Below are 18,027 nucleotides of genomic sequence, written 5' to 3'. Positions count from 1 at the left end.
AGGAGCCACGATGACGAAGTACATGGTGATGCAGACGTACTCGGGCGGCGAGGCCTGCGACGTGCCGATGACCGAGTGGTCCCCCGACGACATCCGCGCGCACATCGCGTTCCAGCGGGCGCTCAACGAGGAGCTCGCCGACAAGGGCGAGCTGGTGGACGCGCAGGGGCTGGCCGGGCCGGAGGCGGCGAAGAAGGTCGTGTCCGGCGGTGCCGGTGGGACCGTGGTGACCGACGGGCCGTTCACCGAGAGCAAGGAGCTGCTCGCGGGGTACCGGATCATCGACGTCGACTCGGAGGAGCGGGCGCTCGAGATCGCGGCGCGGCTCTCGGCGGCGCCCGGGCTCGGGGGCACGCCGATCCGCCAGCCGATCGAGGTCCGCCAAGTGATGAGCGCGCCGGCCTGATGACGGCCGACCGCGTCGAGGACCTGCTGCGCACGCTCGCGCCGCAGGTCCTCGGCGTGCTGGCCCGGCGGTTCGGCGACTTCGACGCCGCCGAGGACGCCGTGCAGGAGGCGCTGCTCGCCGCGGCGCTGCACTGGCCCGGCGACGGCGTGCCGGACAACCCGCGCGGCTGGCTGATCCAGGCGGCGGCGCGGCGGCTGACCGACGCGTACCGCAGCGACGAAGCCCGCGCGCGGCGTGAGCTGGCGGTGTCCGCCGAGCCGGGCGGCGCCGAGGTCCCGGACGAGGACGACACGCTCACCCTGCTGTTCCTGTGCTGTCACCCCGCCTTGACGTCGGCTTCGGCCATCGCGCTCACGCTCCGGGCCGTCGGCGGCCTGACGACGGCGGAGATCGCGGGCGCGTTCCTCGTGCCCGAGGCGACGATGGCGCAGCGGATCAGCCGGGCGAAGGGGAAGATCAAGGCGTCGGGTGTGCCGTTCCGGCTGCCGGCCGGCGACGAACGCGCGGCGCGGCTGAAATCGGTGCTGCACGTGCTCTACCTGGTGTTCAACGAGGGCTACACCAGCAGCGCCGGAGCCAGCCTGCACCGCACGGAGCTCTCGGGCGAGGCGATCCGGCTCGCGCGCCTGGTGCAGCGGGTGCTGCCCACGGTGTTGCCTCAAAGCAGCGGCGAGGTCACGGGCCTGCTGGCCCTCATGCTGCTCACCGACGCGCGGCGTCCCGCGCGGACCGGGCCCGACGGTGACCTGGTGCCGCTGGAGGACCAGGACCGTGCGTTGTGGGACCGGTCGTCGATCAGGGAAGGCGTCTCGCTCGCCACCGCGGCGCTTTCCGACGGGCCCGCCGGTGAATACGGGCTGCAGGCGGCGATCGCGGCGAGCCACGACATCGCGTTGCGCGCGCAGGACACGGACTGGCCGCGCATCCTGGCGCTCTACCAGCGGCTTGAAACACTGGCGGACAACCCGATGGTCACGCTGAACCGCGCGATCGCGACCGCGATGGTCCACGGGCCCACCACCGGTCTGGACCTGCTCGCGACGCTCGACGAGCGGCTCGCCGGCCACTATCGTCTCGACGCCGTGCGCGCTCACCTGCTGGAACGCGCGGGCGAAACCGCGGCCGCGATCGGCTGCTACGAGGCCGCCGCGGCGCGCACCACGAACGCCCCGGAACGCCGCTACCTCACGGTTCGCGCCGCGCGGCTGCGGGCGGAGGGCCCCTGACTGTCCTCTTCGGACAGTGAGTTGATGTTCCACACTTCGTTCTCACACCGTGGCCCAGTAGGATCAGCACCGATCCTCACTGGAAGCGGAGCGGACCATGGCCACCACGGGTGATCGGCGGACGGGGTACGACATCACGAGCGTGCCCGCCGAGACGGTGCTCGCCGCGCTGCAGGCAGCTGTGCCGCCGTCGGCCAACGCGGGGGTCGTCTGGTGGATCTACGCCGGTCAGGGCCCTGGGACACCCCACCTCGTCGTCGGCCTGCGCGGTGAGCGCGGCGCCCTGGTGTGGCAGGAACACGGCGCCGCGCACCTGCCCGCCGACGGCGACGGCGCCGCGTCCGCCGACTACTTCAGCCTGCAGGGCGGCCACTTCCCGCAGCCCGAGGGCAACGAGGTGCCGGCCGAGCTCGTGCTCCGCGCAGTGCGGGAGTTCGCCCAGACCCGGGTCCGGCCGGAGTGCGTCGCCTGGAAGCTGCCTTAGACCTGGTCTCAAAACTTAAGGGTGTGTCACTGCGTAACCTGCCGGTCCTGGTCGTCGATCGTGGGCGGTCGTGGCGAAGACGACGCAGCAGCGGCGGGTCGAAGACCGGCTCTGGGAACTGATCGAACCCCTGATCCCGTCCCGACCAGCGCCGCGCGGTCCGGGTGGGCGGCCCCGGATCGATGACCGTGCCGCGCTAGAGGGGATCTTGTTCGTGCTCGACACCGGCTGCCGCTGGCGAGACCTACCCGAGCAGCTCGGATGCGGTTCCGGGCACACCGCGTGGCGGCGGTTACGTGAGTGGCAGGACGCCGGCGTGTGGGACCGGCTGCACCAGCTCGTGCTCGACGAGCTGTCCAACATCGACGAGCTCGACTGGACCAGAGGCTGCATCGACGCGGTGTCGGTGCGGTCGAAAAGGGGGGCGAGCTGACCGGCCGCAGCCCCACTGACCGGGGTAAAGCCGGCTCCAAGTACCACGTTCTGTGCGACGCGAACGGGCTACCGCTGCACATCATGTTGTCGGCGGCAAACACCCACGACAGCATGCTGTTCGAGCCGCTGCTGGACACGAACCCGACCGTGCGCGGCCACCACGGCCGGGCGGGCCGGCCACGATGCCGACCGGACAAGCTGCACGCCGACAAGGGCTACGACTACCGCCGCTGCCGCCGCTACCTGACCCGCCGCGGTATCAAGGTCCGTATCGCCCGGCGCGGGATTGAGGACAAGTCCCGCCTCGGCCGGGTCCGCTGGGTCGTCGAACGCACCATCTCCTGGCTGCTGCGGTTCAAACGCCTCGGGCTGCGCTACGACCGGACCGAACGCACCACGCTGGCGCTACTCACGCTGGCCTGCACCGTGATCAACGTCCGCCGGCTCATAAAGATCGAGCTCTGCGACCAGGTCTAACGCATCCATTCACTCGTTGGGATACATCGGTAGCTCTGTGTCGTTGGGTGGGGGTGACTGGTGAGCTTCTGAGCGCGGAGCAGGTCCTCGGGTCGGCACGGGCCCCCGTCACCACGAGGGAGATCGATCTCCTGGAGGAGGCTGCAGCCGCGTTGCTGACGGCACCATCGACGGGGATGAACGAGCACTCTCGTCGGGAAGTGATCAGCCATCGGTGGGGCCGCCTCTTCAGAGGCGTTCGATGCGGTCGGCCTGCGGGCCCCGGTCGCTCTGACGCACCGCGTACCGGACCCGGTCACCCTTCTGCAGCGGCTCCGACCCCATGATCACGGACACGTGGGCGAAGAGATCGTCGCCGCCTGCGTCCGGGGTGATGAAGCCGAAGCCGCGGTCGCCGTCGTAGCGCGCGACGACGCCCTCGCCGCCTCGTACGGGCACGTCCCGCGCCGCCGGCCCTGCGGCCGCGGCAGGTGCCGACCGCTGCGGCGCCGTCTGGGGCTCGGTGCCCCGGACCAGGTGCACGTCGCGGGCCTGCGGGCCCTTGTCTCCACTAGCCACCTCGTAGGCGACGCGATCGCCCTCCGCGAGCCACGTCAGCCCCTCGGCCAGGGCCCGGGCGTGAACGAAGACGTCCCCGGCGCCGGAGTCGGGGTTGATGAAGCCGAAGCCCTTGTCCTCGTCGTACCAGGCCACCGTGCCGTCGGCACCGTCCGCGATACCGGCCGCAGCGGGTGAGCCGGCCCCTGCTCCCAGCGGGATCACGTGCCCGGCCTGCGGGCCGCGCTCGCCTTCGACGATCAGGAAGGCCACCCGCTGCCCCTCGGTGACCACGCCGCCGGTCACGATGGCGGAGCTGTGCACGAAGATGTCGGCGCCGCCGCCGTCCGGCGACGCGAAGCCGTACCCCTTGCCCGGCTCGTACCAGTTGACGGTGCCGAGCAGGCCCACGGCGCTGCCGGTGGCCGCATCGGCGGTGACGCGAACGCGCAGCGCCTGGGGCCCGCGGTCGTTCTCGCCGACCTCGAACACGACGGCCTGACCCTCGCGGAGCATTTTCGCGCCGCCGTCCCCGACGATCTCGGAGGCGTGCACGAACACGTCCGGCGAGCCGTCTTCAGGCGCGAGGAAGCCGAAACCCCGTTCGGCGTCGAACCAACGGACGGTCCCTTGCGGCATCAAAGGCTCCAGGTCGAGAGGGCGGGCACTGGCCCCCAGTCTCTCTGACAGACCTCCGGTCCGTCGGGCCGGGCCCACAGGCGGGCGGTGCGGAGCCAGGGGCGGGCCGTTGGTTCACCTAGCGACACGCCGAGTTTTGAGACCAGGTCTTAGGCCGTCGCCGCGTCGAGGTGCATCAGCTTCACCACGGCGAGGTTCGCGACGAACAGGGCGGGCAGCAGGAGCCCGAGCGTCCGCAATCCCGAGAACCACAGACCCACGCCGGCGCCACCGATCACCACGACGACGGTGAGCGCGTAGAGCAGCGGCGTGTGCAGTTTCGCGGTCGGCGCGGCGAACAGGGCCCACAGGCCGATGCCCACCGCGGGCGCGCCCAGGCCGAGCAGCAGCTTGCCCGCGGTGGACTCCCCCGCATGGAACCCCCAGTACCCCAGCGCGACGATCGCGGCCAGCTCCAGCAGGAAAGCCAGACCCAGGTTTCCCCAGCGCCACACGGACTCGATCACGGTCGCCTCCTTGAAGTGAGAGCAGTGCTCGCTGTTGGGAGCAGTGTTCACCCGCCGGGTTCGCGTTGTCAAGAGCACTGCTCTCGGATTGTCAGGGCGGCGGTCGCGAGGACGGCGGCGAGCCACACCGGCGCGCGATAACCGGTGCCGATGAGGGAGGCCGCGAGCCACGGCCCGGCGGCAGCGCCGACGTTGAGCGCGGCGGTGGCGAACGCGCCCCTGAGCGCCGGCGCGTCCGGGGCGGCGCGGAGCACCTGCGCGACGGCGGTGGACCCGACGGCGAACGACAGCAGCGCTTGCAGCGGAACGAGGACGAACAGCACTGTCGCGTTCCCCGCGCCGAGCGCGAGGGCGAGCCAGCCGACGGCGAGCGCCACCTGCGTCTTTCGCGTAGCGGGACGCCGACCGGCGAGCGCGACCCCGGCGGCGGCGCCGATGCCGAACAACGCGAGGAGGGCGGGGAGCCGGCCTTCGGCTTGCGAGGTCGCAAGCGGGGCGAGATAGGTGAAGACGGCGAAGGTGGCGCCGTTCACGAGCGCGCCCCTGCCGAGCGCGGCCAGCACCCGCGGCCGCTTCACCACCGCGAACTCGGCTTTGACGGGCACGCTCGCGGTCTCCGTCGCAGGCGCCCACCGCGCGATGGCGGCGAACGCGGGCACGGACACGAGCGCGACCGCCCAGAACGCCGAGCGCCACCCCCACACCTGCCCGAGCACGGCGCCCGCCGGCACCCCGGCGATGCACGCCAGTGTGGTCCCGGTCAGCACCACGGCGGTCGCCCTCCCCTCGGCCCCGGGCGCGGCATCGGCCGCCACCGTCAGCGCGACGGCGAGAAACCCGGCCGTCGCCAGCGCGGCCACCAGCCGCGTGACGAGCAGGATCCCGAACCCGGGCGCCAGCGCCCCCGCCACGTGCACCGCGACGAACACCCCGAGATACCCCAGCAACGCGCCCCGCCGCGGCCATCCCCGCCCCGCGACCGCCAGCACCGGTGCCCCGAGCAGCATCCCCACGGCGAACACCGCTGTCAGCGACCCCGCCGCGGCCACGGAAACCCCCAGGTCCCGCGCGACCTCGGGCACCAGGCCCGACACCATGAACTCCGACGTTCCCTGGGCGAACACGGCCAGGGCGAGCAGATACGGCAAAACACGCAAGACAGACACTCCCGAGATCGACGTGACCGTCCTGTTCGGACGGTGAAAGAAGGCACGGTCGATCGGAGCGCCTGGCCTGAGCCACTAGGGAACACAGCCCCCAGGCAACACAGCCACCAGGGAACACTGCGGCCAAGGAACACAGACCCCGCAACGCCACCGCTCGACCGGTGGCGCCACTCTGTTGGCCTCAGGACTCCCCACGGCGCGCACGGTAGCAGCGCCGCGTGGTGGTGCCGAACGGTTTTCCACCGGAGCTGCCCGACCGCGCAGGCCTGCGCGGGATTCGCGGTCCCGAAACGGCCGTGGGCCGGAAAAATCACCTGCCAAGAGGCCAAGGGCCACCCTCGGTGGTAGTTCCGGGCAGTGGTCACGATGGGTAGCGCTCGAACGGAGCAGCGAGCCGAGATCGTGTCCTTCGTTCGGCGGCGTCGCTCTACCGTGGGTCTCAGTAATCTTCTCCGCCATGAACGACCGAAGGACCGGGATTCGCACGGTCCAGATGGCGGGCCTGGGCATCGTCGCCGGGCTGGGGTTCCTGGTGGCGAGCCTGTGGTGGTCGGCGGCCACGTGGTGGAGCTGGCTGGGCGGGAGCCTGCTGGTGGGGATGCTGACGTGGATCTTCGTGTTCGAGCTGCTGCGGCTGGGGCGAAGAGACGACGACTGAACCATGCGAGGAAACCAAAGGCACAACGGCACGAAAAAGGGGCCGCCCCAGAGAAAAGGGCGGCCCCGGAAAAGAAAACCTACTTGGTGAAGTACCACTCCTCAGGGCTGCGCGCCGTCTGCACGGCCGGGAACGAGACGCCGCCGAGGTCCTTCGCGACGACCTCCGTCGCGCCGCGCAGGGGCATGTTGATCTGGCCCGGCAGGGTCTTCGTCGCGTAGTCCTCGTAGGCGGCGAAGGCGTTCTTGTCGTCGCTGTGCAGCGTGGCCTCGATGAGCTTGTCCAGCTGCGGGTCGTCGTAGTTGCCGATGTTGCCGGTGGAGCCGGGGAGCAGCAGCTGGTCACCGGTGGGCACGGCGTTGTACTGCTGGTACCCGAAGTAGCCCATCTGCCAGTCGCACGCGGGGCCGGAGCCGTGGCAGTCGCTGACGTCGCTCAGCACCGCGTTGAACTCCTGGCCCTTCAGGTCGAACACGATGCCCGCCTCGGCGGCGTCCGACTTCCACTGCTGCATGATCCGCCCGTACGCGGGATTGCCGGTGGAGTACTGCAAAGTCAGCTCCAGCCGGGTGCCCGCCGCCACGCCGGCGCCGCACTGGTTCGGGGCGCTGCCTGGCGCCGTGCACGTCATGGCGCCGTTCTGCAGGGTCCAGCCGTGCGACGTCAGCAGGGCCTTCGCCTTCGCCTTGTCGAACGGGTACGGGCCCGCGCCGCGTTCGGCGTCGGTCACGTAGGAATTGTCCGGGTTGATCGGCACCGGGCCGGTGGTCACGGTGGCGTAGCCGCGGTAGGCGACGTTCACGTCCGTCACCTGGTCCAGGGTCTGCTGGAACGCCTGCCGGACGTAGAGCTGCTTGAACACGGCCCCGAACTTCGGGTTGTCCATGTTCAGGATCGTCGAGCTCCAGCCCCACGCCGCGGCGGGCACGAGGTTGTAGTTGGCCTGCAACGGGTTAGTCGCCGGCAGCTTCTCGTTCGCCTTCTTCTGCGGCAGATCCGCGCCCTGCACGCCACCGACCGAGATGGTCCGGCCGCTGCGCATCGTGTTGAACTCCGCGCTGGTGCTCGTGAACGGCTGCATCTTGTAGTGCGCGAGGTGCGGCTTGTCCGGCCCGCTGTAGGAGGGGTTCGGGTCGTAGCTGATGTTCCCCTCGGCGTCGAACGACGTGAGGTGCCACGGCCCGTCCACGACCTGCCACAACGGATCCGTCGCGTAGGTCGAGAGGTCCTTGCTCTTGGTGAACAGGTACTTGTACACCGCGTCGCACTTCGCGCGGTCGTCCGCGCAGCCGCCGCTGCCCGCCGCCGCGGAGTCGGAGGTCTTGTCCCACGCCATCGGCAGCGGCGCGATCTGCGCGAGCTCCTGGCCGGTGAACCACGTCGGCGAGTACGAGTCGGTGAGCTGCAGCGTCACCTGCTGCGGCCCGGTCGCGGTCGCGGACTTCACGTTGTCCGGGAACTGGCCGGGTACGTAGCCGTACCAGTTGGCCTTCTCCGCGAACATCATGTTCATCCAGAACACCACGTCCTTGGCGTTCACCGTCTCGCCGTTGGACCACTTGTACGGCTTGACGTTGATCACCACCTTCGTGTTGTTGTCGCTGAACACGGGCGGGTCGGCGAGGCTCTTGCGCGTGTTGACCCCGGTGCTGCCATCGGCGTCGCCGAACCAGTACAGCTCGCGGTACATCAGCTGCTGCAGGTCGCCCGTGGCGTAACCGCTGTTGTGCGCCGAGTCCACGAACGGGAAGATCCAGTTCGGCTGGGCGCCCGGCGATTCGGCGAACACGGCCGTGCCGCCTTCGGTCGGGGTGCCGCCGCCGGAAGACGAGCTCCCGCCGCTGCACGCGGTGGCGAGCGCGGCCGCGGCCAGCACCACCACCGGCGCCACGAGTGCCTTGCGCAGTCTCATCCGTTCTCTCCTTGGTAGACCTTCGTCGCGTCGTGCTCACGAGCGGCGTCGAGCGGGAAGTGGCAGGCCGCCTCGTGCCCGGCGCCGAAGGGCCGCAGCACGGGCTCCTCGGCAGCGCAGACCTCCTGCGCGAACGGGCACCGCGTGCGGAACCGGCAGCCGGACGGTGGCGAGATCGCCGACGGCAGCTCGCCCGAGACGCCGCCGCTCTGCCGGGCCGCCCACGGGTCCGCCACCGGCACGGTGTCGATCAGCCCGCGCGTGTACGGGTGCCGCGGGTGACCGTGCACCTCGGCGGCCGGACCGGTCTCCACGAGCTTGCCGAGGTACATCACGCCGATGCGCTGCGCCAGGTACCGCACCACGGACAGGTCGTGGGAGATGAACACGTACGTGAGCCCGTGGCGCTCGCGCAGGTCGTTCATCAGGTTCAGGATCTGCGCCTGCACGGACACGTCCAGCGCCGACACCGGCTCGTCGGCCACGATCAGCTTCGGCTCCAGCGCCAGCGCCCGCGCAAGCCCGACGCGCTGGCGCTGCCCGCCGGAGAACTCGTGCGGGTACCGCTGCGCGGCGTCGGCGGGCAGGCCCACCTCGCCCAGCAGCTCACGGACCCGCCGGCTGCGCTGCGCCCGTGTGCCGGCGCCGTGGATCTCCAGCGGTTCGGCCAGGATCGCGCCGACGCGCATGCGCGGGTCGAGTGAGGCGTACGGGTCCTGGAACACCAGGTGCGTGTCGCGGTGGCGCTGCCGCAATTCGGCCCCGCGCAAGGAAGTCAGCTCCGTGCCGCCGATCCGGATGTGGCCCGACGTCGGCTCATCAAGGCCGACGACGGCCCGGCCCACGGTCGTCTTGCCGCAGCCCGATTCCCCGACCAGGCCGAAGGTCTCCCCCGCCGCCACGGAGAAGCTCACGCCGGCCACCGCAGACACCGTGCCAGTGCGCCGCCGCAGCACCGCGCCCTTGGTGACGGGGAAGTCCTTCACCAGGTTCTCGACTTCCAGGAGCGGCGCGCCCGCCGTCGGCTCCGAGGCCGGCGCGCCCGCCCGTTCGTGCACGCGGACGACGGCCGACGGCTCCTCGACGCCGGCCGAACCGACCGGGTGGAAACACGCGTACTCGTGCCCGGCCACGTCGGCGCGCAGCTCCGGCTCCTTCTCGACGCACTCGTCGGTCGCGTAGCGGCAGCGCGGCGCGAAGCGGCACCCGGCCGGCGGCTCACGCAGATCCGGCGGCAGGCCGGGGATGCTGTAGAGCTTCTCCCCCGACTCCGCCGAGTTCTCCGGCAGCGCCTCGAACAACGCCTCGGTGTATGGGTGGCGCGGGTTGCCGAACAGCCGGCGCGTGTCCGTGAGCTCGGCGATCTTCCCCGCGTACATCACGGCGACGCGGTCGGCGCGGCCCGCGACCACGCCGAGGTCGTGCGTCACGAGGATCACGGCCATGCCGAGGCGCCGGCGCAGGTCGTCGATCAGCTCCAGGATCTGGTGCTGCACGGTCACGTCGAGCGCGGTGGTCGGCTCGTCGGCGATGAGCAGCTCCGGCTCGCACACCAGCGCGCGGGCGATCATCACGCGCTGGCGCATGCCGCCGGAGAGCTGGTGCGGGTAGTCCTCGGACCGCTTGCGCGCGTCCGGCAGCCCCACCAGCTCCAGCATCGCGACGGCGCGCTCGTGCAGCTCCCGTCGAGAGAGCGTCGAGTGCAGCTCCAGCGGTTCGCTCACCTGGCGCCCGATGGGCAGCGACGGGTTGAGCGAGGTCATCGGATCCTGGAACACCGTGCCGATGCGCTTGCCGCGGACCTCCCGCAGCTCGGCGGGGGTCATGGCCGCGACGTCGTCTTCGCCGAGCAGGATCCGCCCCGACGCGATGCGCCCGCCGGACGGGAGCAGCCGCAGGATCGACAGGGCCGTCATCGTCTTGCCGCAGCCGGACTCGCCGACGAGCCCGAGCAGCTCGCCGCGGCCGACTTCGAGCGTCACGCCGTCGACGGGGTGCACCATGCCGTCGCGGACGTCGATGGTGGTGTGCAGGTCTTCCAGGCGCAGCACGGGGTTCATGGGGTTCAGCGCCTCCGCAGCCGCACTTCGAGCGCGTCGCGCAGGGCGTCGCCGAGCAGGTTGAACGCCACGACCACGAGCATGATCGCGATGCCGGGCGGCAGGATCATCCACCAGTAGCCGTTCTGCACGAACTCGGTGCCGTTGGACAGCATGTTGCCCCAGTCGGCGTGCGGCGGCGCGATGCCGAGGCCGAGGTAGCTCAACGCCGCCACGAGCAGGATCGCGTCGGCCACCTGGAAGGTCGCGTTGACCACGATGGTGCCGATCGCGTTGGGCATGATGTGGCGCAGCACCACGCGTTTCCCGCCGCCGCCCATCATCCGCACGGCCTGCACGTACTCGCGGGTGCGCAGGGAAAGCGTCTCGCCGCGCACGAGCCGGGCGGGACTCAGCCACGCGCCGAACGACACCACCAGGATCAGCAGTCCCAGCGTCGGCGTGAAGATCGCGGCGAGGATCAGCAGCAGGAACAGCGTGGGGATGGCCAGCAGCGTGTCGACGATCCGCATCATCACCGTGTCGACGAACCCGCCGACGTAGCCCGCGATGGCGCCCCAGAACGTGCCGAACATGGTCGCGAGCACCGCGGCCGCGACGCCGATCTCGAGCGACGACTGGCCCCCGACCATGAGCCGGCCGAGCTCGTCGTAGCCCACGTCGTCGGTGCCCAGCGGGTGACCCGCGCCCGGCGGCTGGTTGGCGCCCGCGAGGTTCGTCGCGATCTGCTCGGTGTGGTAGACGAGCGGGCCGAAGAAGCAGAACAGCACGAACAGAACGATCAGCACGAGCCCCGCGACCGCCAGGCGGTTCTCCAGGAAGGCCCGCAGGGTCGCCCGCGCCGTCGATCTCGGGGGTGCCGCTTGGTCGGTCATCAGTACTTCACCCTCGGGTCGAGCACGGCGTAGCCGATGTCCGCGAGCAGGGAGCCGGCCACCGTCGCGAGCGCGACGACGAGCCCGATCCCCAGCAGCACCGGGTAGTCGTGCACCTGGGCACCCTGGATGAACGTGAAGCCCATGCCCGGGTAGTTGAACACCTGCTCGGTGATGAGCGCGCCCGCGAACAGCTGCGGCAGCGACAGCCCCAGCAGCGTGACGATCGGGATGAGCGAGTTGCGCAGCACGTGCCGCGTGAGCACCTTGCCCTCGCTCGCCCCACCCGCGAGCGCGGTGCGCACGTAGTCCTGGCTCAGGTTCTCCATCACCGACGAGCGCGCGTAGCGGCTGAACGACGCGATGGTGATCAGCGCCAGCGTGACCACGGGCAGCACGAGCGCGGGTGCCTGCGACAGGATCTCGCCCAGTGAGTCACCGCTCGGCCCGAGCGGGGAGAACCACTGCAGCTGCACCGCGAACAGCAGCACGAGGATCTCGCCGAGGAAGAAGCTCGGCATCGAGTAGAACGCGAACGACAGGCCCGTGGCCACGTAGTCGCCCAGCGTGTTGCGCTTGCGCGCCTGGTACACGCCCAGCGGCACCGCCACGACGAGAGCGACCAAAGTGGACAGTGTCATGAGCAGGATCGTCTTGGGCAGGTGATCGGCGATCACGTCGGTCACCGGCTGGTTGAGCTTGTACGAGTAGCCGAGGTCACCGTGGAGCACGCGCCCGGCCCAGGTGAGGAACTGCGTGATCAACGGACGGTCGTAGCCGTTGTCGTGGAGGAAGGTCCGGATCTGCAGCTGCGTGGCCTTCGGCCCCAGGATCGCGCGGGCCGGTCCGCCGGGCAGCAGCTGCAGCAGCACGAAGGTGAGCACCGCGACCAGCACGACCACCACGACCGACTGCAGGACGCGGCGCGCCAGGTACCCCGCCATCAACCGTCCCCGTGATCGTTCCAGTACTTGCCTGGTGCATAGACCTACACCGGCAACGGCTCACCTGTCCACGGTGTCCACGGAAACTGACGTGCTGGTGTCCCACCTGGTGATCTTCCTACTTTCGGCGCTACCGCTCCCGAAGTGTCCGATGTAGATGATCGGCAAACCGGACAATCCGGGGCACACTGTGATACACGACCCCGCCTCCGCGTTGTACGGATCGTGTACGGAACGCGCACAGACTCCTCACCGTTCGCGACGGACGAGTGAAGGAGCTGAGTGTCGTGCTGGGGAAGACAGTCGGGAAGACAACTGCCCGCCGCGTGGTCGCGGCAGTCCTGGCCGCGGGCGCGGTCACCACGAGCGGGGTGGCGCTGGCGGCGCCCGCGAGCGCCGCGCCGGCCGGGTCCTGGCGCGCCGATCTGTCCCATGTCGACGGTGACGACGTCAACGTCGAGGCGGCGGGCGGAGCGCTGACGCTGAAGGATTCCGCTTGGCACAGAACGGATCTGCTCACCGCCGGCAGCCAGGGCTACCTGGTCTCCGCCGCGCGGCAGCTCGCCTCGCCGGTGAACCGCGTGACGACGAAGGTCGCCGCGGACCTGCCGAAGGGCACCGACGTGCAGATCGACGTGCGCGGCCGCACCGGCGCCGACGACTGGACCGAGTGGACGCCGGCCGGCGCGCAGGCCGCGACCTTCGGCCGCGCGGTGAGCGTGGTGCAGGCGCGGATCTCGCTGTCGAGCACCACCGACGGCGTGCGCCCGACCGTGCGCGAGGTCGACCTCGACGGCACGCTGGCCCCGCAGGCCAACGCGCTCGCGGCCACGACCCCGCTGACCTACACGATCTACGCCACGCGCGAAGGCCTCACCGGCCACACCACCGCCAACGGCCACGTGATCACGGCCAACGACCACTTCGTCGCGCTGCCCTCGGGGAAGGCGACCTCGCCCAAGGGCACCGGGAACTACACGGTGAAGGTGTGCCGCACCGACGGCAGCCGCTGTGAGTACGCGCCGGTGTGGGACGTCGGCCCGTGGAACACCAAGGACGACTACTGGAACCCGGCCTCGGTCCGCTCGGAGTACAAGGACCTGCCGCAGGGCCAGCCGGAGGCGTATGCCGCCTACCACAACCACTACAACGGCGGTAAGGACGACCTCGGCTACACCGTGGGCAACCCGGCCGGCATCGACCTCGCCGACGGCGTGTTCAACTCCGGGCTCGGGCTCGCCGACAACGGCAACGTGAAGGTGACCTATTTGTGGACCGGTTCGGCCGCCGCCACCGGGGTCGTGAGCACCGCCGGCGACCCGATGAACGTGCGCGCCACCGCGAGCACCACGGCCGCCGTCAAGGGTCTCGCGGCGAACTACGCCAAGGTCAACATCGAGTGCTACGTCAACGGTTCTTCGGTGACCGGAACGTTCGGCACCAGCACGATCTGGGACCGCATCGGCCCGGACAACTTCATCTCCGACGCCTACGTGAAGACCGGGTCCGACCTCCCCGTCGCCCCGCTCTGCTCCTGAATTCGGCGGTGAACGGTCCGGCGGGGACACTCCGCCGGACCGTTCACCTTGACCCGCAACGTTTTTTCCACCCGGTTCAGCGACACCGGTTTCCCGTCGGCCCAGCTATCGTGTCTGCCATCGTTTTCTTTGCGCCGAGGGGGTTTTCATGCCGAGGACACGACTGCTCGGAAGACATCCGAACGCGGTACTCGCCGCAGCGTTCTTCAGTATGGCGGTGTTCGGTGCGGCAGTGGTGACCACTGTGGTCACCGGCCCGGAAGCGGCCGCGCAAGGCGCGATCGTGGGCGGGGAAAAGGCATCGCTGGCCGACTACCCGTACGCGGTGTACCTCGTGGACGACGCCGGCACGCAGTTCTGCGGCGGCGTGATCGTGAGCAGCTCGACGGTCGCGACCTCGGCCCACTGCGCCGAAGCGGTGGCCACGAAGGACATCCGCGTCGTCGTCGGCCGGGAGGACAAGCGCACGAACGAGGGCAGCACGCTCGCCGTCACGAAAGCGTGGGTGCACCCGGACTTCGAGAAGGCCGAAGAGGGCCACGACATCGCGGTGCTGACCGTGCGCGGCCGCCTGCCCGGCCGCGCGGCGACGGTGGCCCGCGACACCGATGTGTACACCCCGGGCACGAAGGCCACCGTGCTCGGCTGGGGCCGCGTCGCCGACGGCGGCGAACGCTCCGACTACCTGCGCGGCGCCGTGGTGCCGATGGTCAGCGACTCGACGTGCAAGCAGGCCTACGACTCCTACGATCCGGCGAGCATGGTGTGCGCCGGGTACCAGCAAGGCGGCATCGACGCGTGCAAGGGCGACTCCGGCGGCCCGCTCGTCATCGGCGACACACTCGTCGGGATCGTGTCCTTCGGCGACGGCTGCGCGAAACCCGGCAAGCCCGGCGTCTACACGCGCGTGACCACGTTCGCCGGCGCGATCGCCCGGCAGACCCGCGGCCACTGACAGTCCACAGTAGACCTACGCGGCGCCGGCCGACGAGCGCAGCACCTCGAGGAAATCCGCGACCGGCTTCGACCGCGGCGCCTCGGGCAGCGTCGCCGCCGTGACGCGCCGGGCGAACCCGCGACCCGCCAGCGGACGGTCGGCGAGATCCTTGCGGTGCGCCGCCAACGACAGCCGCGGCACGAGGCTCACACCCATGCCCGCGGCCACGAGCCCTTGCAGCGACTGGTAATCCGCCGCGCGGAAGGTGATCTGCGGTTCGAACCCGGCGATGCGGCACATCGTCTCGTACGCCTGCTCGTACGGCGCGCGGTGCGTACGCGTCACCCACTGCTCCCCGGACAGGTCGGCCAGCGCCACCTCTTCCGCGTCGACGAGCGGGTGGTCCAGCGGCAGCACGACGTGCAGCGGGTCATCGGGCAGAGCCACGTGGTGCAGCCCGCGGTCCACGGGCTGCGGCGCGAAGTCGTAGCCCCACACGAGGACCACGTGCGCGGCGCCCTCGCGCAGCCGGCTGAACGCGTCGTCGCCGTGGGTGGCCGACAGGCGCAGGCGCACGCCGGGGTGCAGTTCGCGGAACGCCTTCACCACCGGCGGCAGCAGCTCGACCCCCGCGGTCGCGAACGCCTCGATCCGCAGCTCCGCCGGGTCGGTGCCGAACGAGCGCACCTCCTGCTCGATGGCCGAGAGCTCGCCGAACAGGCTCTTCGCGTGCGCGGCAAGCACCTCGCCCGCCGGGGTCAGCTCGACCCCGCGCGGCAGCCGTTTGAGCAGCGACATGCCGACCTCTCGCTCGATCACCGACATCTGCTGCGAGACCGCCGACTGCGTGAGCTGCAGCCGGTGCGCGGCCGCGGTGAACGAACCCCCTTCGACCACCGCGACGAGGATCCGCAGGCGCCTGACGTCCAGCACAGGCGCCTACTCGCCCGTGACGGCGTACTGCGGTGCCCGCCCGCCGAGGGTCGCGTCCACGAACGCGACGGCCGCCCGCGCGTTCTCGAGCCGGAAGGTGAGCAGCACGATGTCGAACCCGTCGGAGGAGCCCTGCTGCTTCTCGAGCCCGTCGACGATCCGGTCCAGCACCCGCCGCTGCTCGCCGAGCAACGGCGCCGGGTCGGCCCCGCGTCGTTCCAGCAACGCGAGCTTCACCAGCAGCTCCGAGCGCACGTCACGCACGTGCCGGGCCGGCCGGGCGAGCCACTCGCCCACGGCCGCGTGGCCTTCGGGCGTGGCCTGCACGAGCGCACGCGGCGGGCCGGAGTCGCCGGGTTCGGTGCCCGCGCCCACCACGAACCCGCGGGCCAGCAAGCGGTCCACAGCGCGGTAGACGACGGGTTTCGGCAGCCGCCAGACGCGACCGACCTCGCCGGCCTCCGACGTGAGCCGCACGAGGGCGAAACCGTGCGTCGGGGACTCTGTTATCAGGCAGAGCACGATCCACTCGCTCAGTGACAACCCAGCGGACAACCCGGCTCCGTCTTCCACGTCCGACACTGTAGCTCGTGAGTAGTCTCGGTGATACTAGTCGTGGAAGATCGGGCCGGGCCGCCGCTCGCCTGGCGCTGTTTTCGGCTCAGCCGCGCAGCGTGGCGCGCCCCGCGTACCGGGCCTCGGTGCCGAGCTCCTCCTCGATGCGCAGGAGCTGGTTGTACTTCGCGGTGCGGTCGGAGCGCGAGAGGGAGCCGGTCTTGATCTGGCCGCAGTTGGTGGCCACGGCGAGGTCGGCGATCGTGGTGTCCTCGGTCTCGCCCGAGCGGTGCGACATGACCGCGGAGTAGCCGGCCTTGTGCGCGGTCTCGACGGCGGCGAGCGTCTCGGTGAGGGTGCCGATCTGGTTGACCTTGATGAGGATCGAGTTCGCGATGCCGCGCTCGATACCGTCCTTGAGGATCTCGACGTTGGTGCAGAACAGGTCGTCGCCCACGAGCTGCACGCGGTCGCCGATGGTGTCGGTGAGCTGCTTCCAGCCGGTGTAGTCGTCCTGCGCCAGACCGTCCTCGATGGACACGATGGGGAAGCGCCGCGTGAGGTCTTCGAGGTAGGCCACGTGTTCTTCGATGCTGCGCTTGCGGCCTTCGCCGGTGTAGTCGTAGACCTCGCCGGTGTAGAACTCCGACGCCGCCGGGTCGAGCAGCAACGCGATGTCCTCGCCCGGCGTGTAGCCGGTCTGCTCGATCGCGCGCACCACGAACTCGAGCGCCTCGTCGGCCGAGCCGAGCTGCGGCGCGAAGCCGCCTTCGTCGCCGACGTTGGTGTTGTGGCCGGCCTCGTGCAGCGACTTGCGCAGCGTGTGGAAGACCTCGGAGCCCATGCGCACGGCGTCGGCGAACGTCTCGGCGCCGACCGGGCCGATCATGAACTCCTGGAAGTCGATCGGGTTGTCGGCGTGGGCGCCGCCGTTGATGATGTTCATCATCGGCATCGGCAGCAGATGCGCGTAGACCCCGCCGACGTAGCGGTAAAGCGGCAGGTGGTTCGCGGCCGCGGCGGCCTTCACCACGGCCAGCGACACCCCGAGCGTCGCGTTGGCGCCGAGGCGAGCCTTGTTCGCGGTGCCGTCGAGCGCGATCAGCGAACGGTCGACGTCGGCCTGTGCCTCGGCTTCGAGCCCGGTCACGGCCTCGGCGATCTCGCCGTTCACCGCGTCGACGGCCTTGCGCACGCCCTTGCCGTGGTAGCGGGACTTGTCGCCGTCACGCAGCTCCACGGCCTCGCGCGTGCCCGTGGACGCCCCCGACGGCACGGCCGCGCGCCCGCGCGACCCGTCGGCCAGCTCCACATCGACCTCGACCGTCGGGTTCCCGCGGCTGTCCAGCACCTCGCGGCCCTTGACCCGGACGATGCTTGTCATGTCGCTCCTCGGAGGTTCGGCCGGAGCGCTCGTCGACGAGACCGTGGGCACTGCGGCGGCAGGCGGCACCACGGTGAGCCGCGAATCACGGGGAGGCTAGCAGAAATCCGCTGAATCGATCCTGAAAGTTCGGCGACGAGGTGGCGCCGTTCCGCTCAGGGGGACGAACGAGGAGGCTCTTGCGCCCCGGCTCGAGCCGCACAGTTCACGGAGAGTCCACAACGGACATCTGGCGTCCGGGCGAGCCGGGAGCCATGGTCGAGGAGTACCCCGAAAGCGTCGCTCTGCGTAACACGCTCACCAAGTCCCGCCGAACCCGAAGTCACGAAGCCATTACGGGCCCTGCCAAGAT

At 70.5% G+C, this 18,027-nt stretch carries 17 protein-coding genes; 7 read left to right on the top strand and 10 right to left on the bottom strand.

Annotated features, from left to right (window positions below):
• Positions 1-10: 10 nt before the first annotated feature.
• From K1T34_RS35410 to K1T34_RS35395, 4 genes are all read left to right on the top strand, one after another.
• Positions 11-406 (top strand): YciI family protein, encoded by a 396-nt coding sequence (locus K1T34_RS35410; protein ID WP_220239073.1) that lies wholly within the window; start codon positions 11-13, stop codon positions 404-406.
• Positions 406-1,635: an RNA polymerase sigma factor gene (locus tag K1T34_RS35405; RefSeq protein WP_220239072.1), complete on the top strand. Its 1,230-nt coding sequence runs from the start codon at positions 406-408 to the stop codon at positions 1,633-1,635. The genes K1T34_RS35410 and K1T34_RS35405 overlap by 1 nt, the downstream gene beginning before the upstream one ends.
• 97 nt (positions 1,636-1,732) lie before the next feature.
• Positions 1,733-2,119 (top strand): Imm1 family immunity protein, encoded by a 387-nt coding sequence (locus tag K1T34_RS35400; protein WP_220239071.1) that lies wholly within the window; start codon positions 1,733-1,735, stop codon positions 2,117-2,119.
• Positions 2,120-2,189: 70 nt separating this feature from the next.
• A protein-coding gene (locus tag K1T34_RS35395) for an IS5 family transposase (protein WP_370643449.1) occupies positions 2,190-3,031 on the top strand; the annotation gives its coding sequence in 2 pieces (ribosomal slippage) (positions 2,190-2,526 and positions 2,526-3,031; 843 coding nt in all).
• A gap of 228 nt (positions 3,032-3,259) precedes the next feature.
• On the opposite strand, the gene K1T34_RS54770 is transcribed toward K1T34_RS35395, so the two are convergent.
• The 3 genes from K1T34_RS54770 to K1T34_RS35380 form a co-directional block, all read right to left on the bottom strand.
• Entirely contained in the window at positions 3,260-4,207 is a 948-nt protein-coding gene (locus K1T34_RS54770; protein ID WP_220239069.1) for a cold-shock protein, read from the bottom strand.
• 149 nt (positions 4,208-4,356) lie between these two features.
• Positions 4,357-4,713 (bottom strand): YrdB family protein, encoded by a 357-nt coding sequence (locus tag K1T34_RS35385; protein ID WP_220239068.1) that lies wholly within the window; start codon positions 4,711-4,713, stop codon positions 4,357-4,359.
• A gap of 68 nt (positions 4,714-4,781) precedes the next feature.
• A complete protein-coding gene (locus K1T34_RS35380) occupies positions 4,782-5,870 on the bottom strand; it encodes an MFS transporter (RefSeq protein WP_220239067.1) in 1,089 nt (362 codons plus the stop codon).
• Between the two features lie 466 nt (positions 5,871-6,336).
• Between K1T34_RS35380 and K1T34_RS35375 the strand changes: the two genes are divergently transcribed.
• Positions 6,337-6,537, top strand: coding sequence for a hypothetical protein (locus tag K1T34_RS35375; protein WP_220239066.1), 201 nt, complete (start codon positions 6,337-6,339; stop codon positions 6,535-6,537).
• Between the two features lie 79 nt (positions 6,538-6,616).
• Here K1T34_RS35375 and K1T34_RS35370 read toward each other — a convergent pair whose 3' ends face one another.
• The 4 genes from K1T34_RS35370 to K1T34_RS35355 are packed head-to-tail and all read right to left on the bottom strand — an operon-like array spanning position 6,617 to position 12,328.
• Entirely contained in the window at positions 6,617-8,449 is a 1,833-nt protein-coding gene (locus K1T34_RS35370; protein ID WP_220239065.1) for an ABC transporter substrate-binding protein, read from the bottom strand.
• Positions 8,446-10,509, bottom strand: coding sequence for an ABC transporter ATP-binding protein (locus tag K1T34_RS35365; RefSeq protein ID WP_220239064.1), 2,064 nt, complete (start codon positions 10,507-10,509; stop codon positions 8,446-8,448). Before K1T34_RS35365 ends, K1T34_RS35370 begins: the two co-directional genes overlap by 4 nt.
• Positions 10,510-10,514: 5 nt before the next feature.
• Positions 10,515-11,384 carry an ABC transporter permease gene (locus tag K1T34_RS35360; RefSeq protein ID WP_220239062.1) on the bottom strand — a complete coding sequence of 290 codons (870 nt, stop codon included), beginning with the start codon at positions 11,382-11,384 and terminating at the stop codon, positions 10,515-10,517.
• A complete protein-coding gene (locus K1T34_RS35355) occupies positions 11,384-12,328 on the bottom strand; it encodes an ABC transporter permease (RefSeq protein WP_220239060.1) in 945 nt (314 codons plus the stop codon). Before K1T34_RS35355 ends, K1T34_RS35360 begins: the two co-directional genes overlap by 1 nt.
• Positions 12,329-12,615: 287 nt before the next feature.
• On the opposite strand from K1T34_RS35355, the gene K1T34_RS35350 reads away from it, so the two are divergent.
• Entirely contained in the window at positions 12,616-13,866 is a 1,251-nt protein-coding gene (locus K1T34_RS35350; RefSeq protein WP_255637780.1) for a hypothetical protein, read from the top strand.
• A gap of 211 nt (positions 13,867-14,077) precedes the next feature.
• A complete protein-coding gene (locus tag K1T34_RS35345) occupies positions 14,078-14,821 on the top strand; it encodes a trypsin-like serine protease (RefSeq protein ID WP_255637779.1) in 744 nt (247 codons plus the stop codon).
• Positions 14,822-14,836: 15 nt separating this feature from the next.
• On the opposite strand, the gene K1T34_RS35340 is transcribed toward K1T34_RS35345, so the two are convergent.
• The 3 genes from K1T34_RS35340 to eno all read right to left on the bottom strand — a co-directional run bounded on the left by K1T34_RS35340 (position 14,837) and on the right by eno (position 17,675).
• Positions 14,837-15,736 carry a LysR family transcriptional regulator gene (locus K1T34_RS35340; protein WP_220239058.1) on the bottom strand — a complete coding sequence of 300 codons (900 nt, stop codon included), beginning with the start codon at positions 15,734-15,736 and terminating at the stop codon, positions 14,837-14,839.
• A gap of 6 nt (positions 15,737-15,742) precedes the next feature.
• A complete protein-coding gene (locus tag K1T34_RS35335; RefSeq protein WP_220239057.1) occupies positions 15,743-16,258 on the bottom strand; it encodes a PadR family transcriptional regulator in 516 nt (171 codons plus the stop codon).
• 139 nt (positions 16,259-16,397) lie between these two features.
• Positions 16,398-17,675 carry a phosphopyruvate hydratase gene (eno, locus tag K1T34_RS35330; protein ID WP_220239056.1) on the bottom strand — a complete coding sequence of 426 codons (1,278 nt, stop codon included), beginning with the start codon at positions 17,673-17,675 and terminating at the stop codon, positions 16,398-16,400.
• Positions 17,676-18,027: the final 352 nt, after the last annotated feature.

This window comes from Amycolatopsis sp. DSM 110486, from assembly GCF_019468465.1.
GTDB lineage: Bacteria > Actinomycetota > Actinomycetes > Mycobacteriales > Pseudonocardiaceae > Amycolatopsis.
This window is presented reverse-complemented; position numbering and strand designations above follow the sequence as displayed.

Excerpts from the sequence above, each read along its gene's own strand:
- K1T34_RS35360 (WP_220239062.1), bottom strand. The coding sequence starts at position 11,384 with ATGACCGACCAAGCGGCACCCCCGAGATCGACGGCGCGGGCGACCCTG.
- K1T34_RS35375 (WP_220239066.1), top strand. The coding sequence starts at position 6,337 with ATGAACGACCGAAGGACCGGGATTCGCACGGTCCAGATGGCGGGCCTG.
- K1T34_RS35410 (WP_220239073.1), top strand. The coding sequence starts at position 11 with ATGACGAAGTACATGGTGATGCAGACGTACTCGGGCGGCGAGGCCTGC.
- K1T34_RS35405 (WP_220239072.1), top strand. The coding sequence starts at position 406 with ATGACGGCCGACCGCGTCGAGGACCTGCTGCGCACGCTCGCGCCGCAG.
- K1T34_RS35370 (WP_220239065.1), bottom strand. The coding sequence starts at position 8,449 with ATGAGACTGCGCAAGGCACTCGTGGCGCCGGTGGTGGTGCTGGCCGCG.
- eno (WP_220239056.1), bottom strand. The coding sequence starts at position 17,675 with ATGACAAGCATCGTCCGGGTCAAGGGCCGCGAGGTGCTGGACAGCCGC.
- K1T34_RS54770 (WP_220239069.1), bottom strand. The coding sequence starts at position 4,207 with ATGCCGCAAGGGACCGTCCGTTGGTTCGACGCCGAACGGGGTTTCGGC.
- K1T34_RS35355 (WP_220239060.1), bottom strand. The coding sequence starts at position 12,328 with ATGGCGGGGTACCTGGCGCGCCGCGTCCTGCAGTCGGTCGTGGTGGTC.
- K1T34_RS35400 (WP_220239071.1), top strand. The coding sequence starts at position 1,733 with ATGGCCACCACGGGTGATCGGCGGACGGGGTACGACATCACGAGCGTG.
- K1T34_RS35365 (WP_220239064.1), bottom strand. The coding sequence starts at position 10,509 with ATGAACCCCGTGCTGCGCCTGGAAGACCTGCACACCACCATCGACGTC.
- K1T34_RS35345 (WP_255637779.1), top strand. The coding sequence starts at position 14,078 with ATGGCGGTGTTCGGTGCGGCAGTGGTGACCACTGTGGTCACCGGCCCG.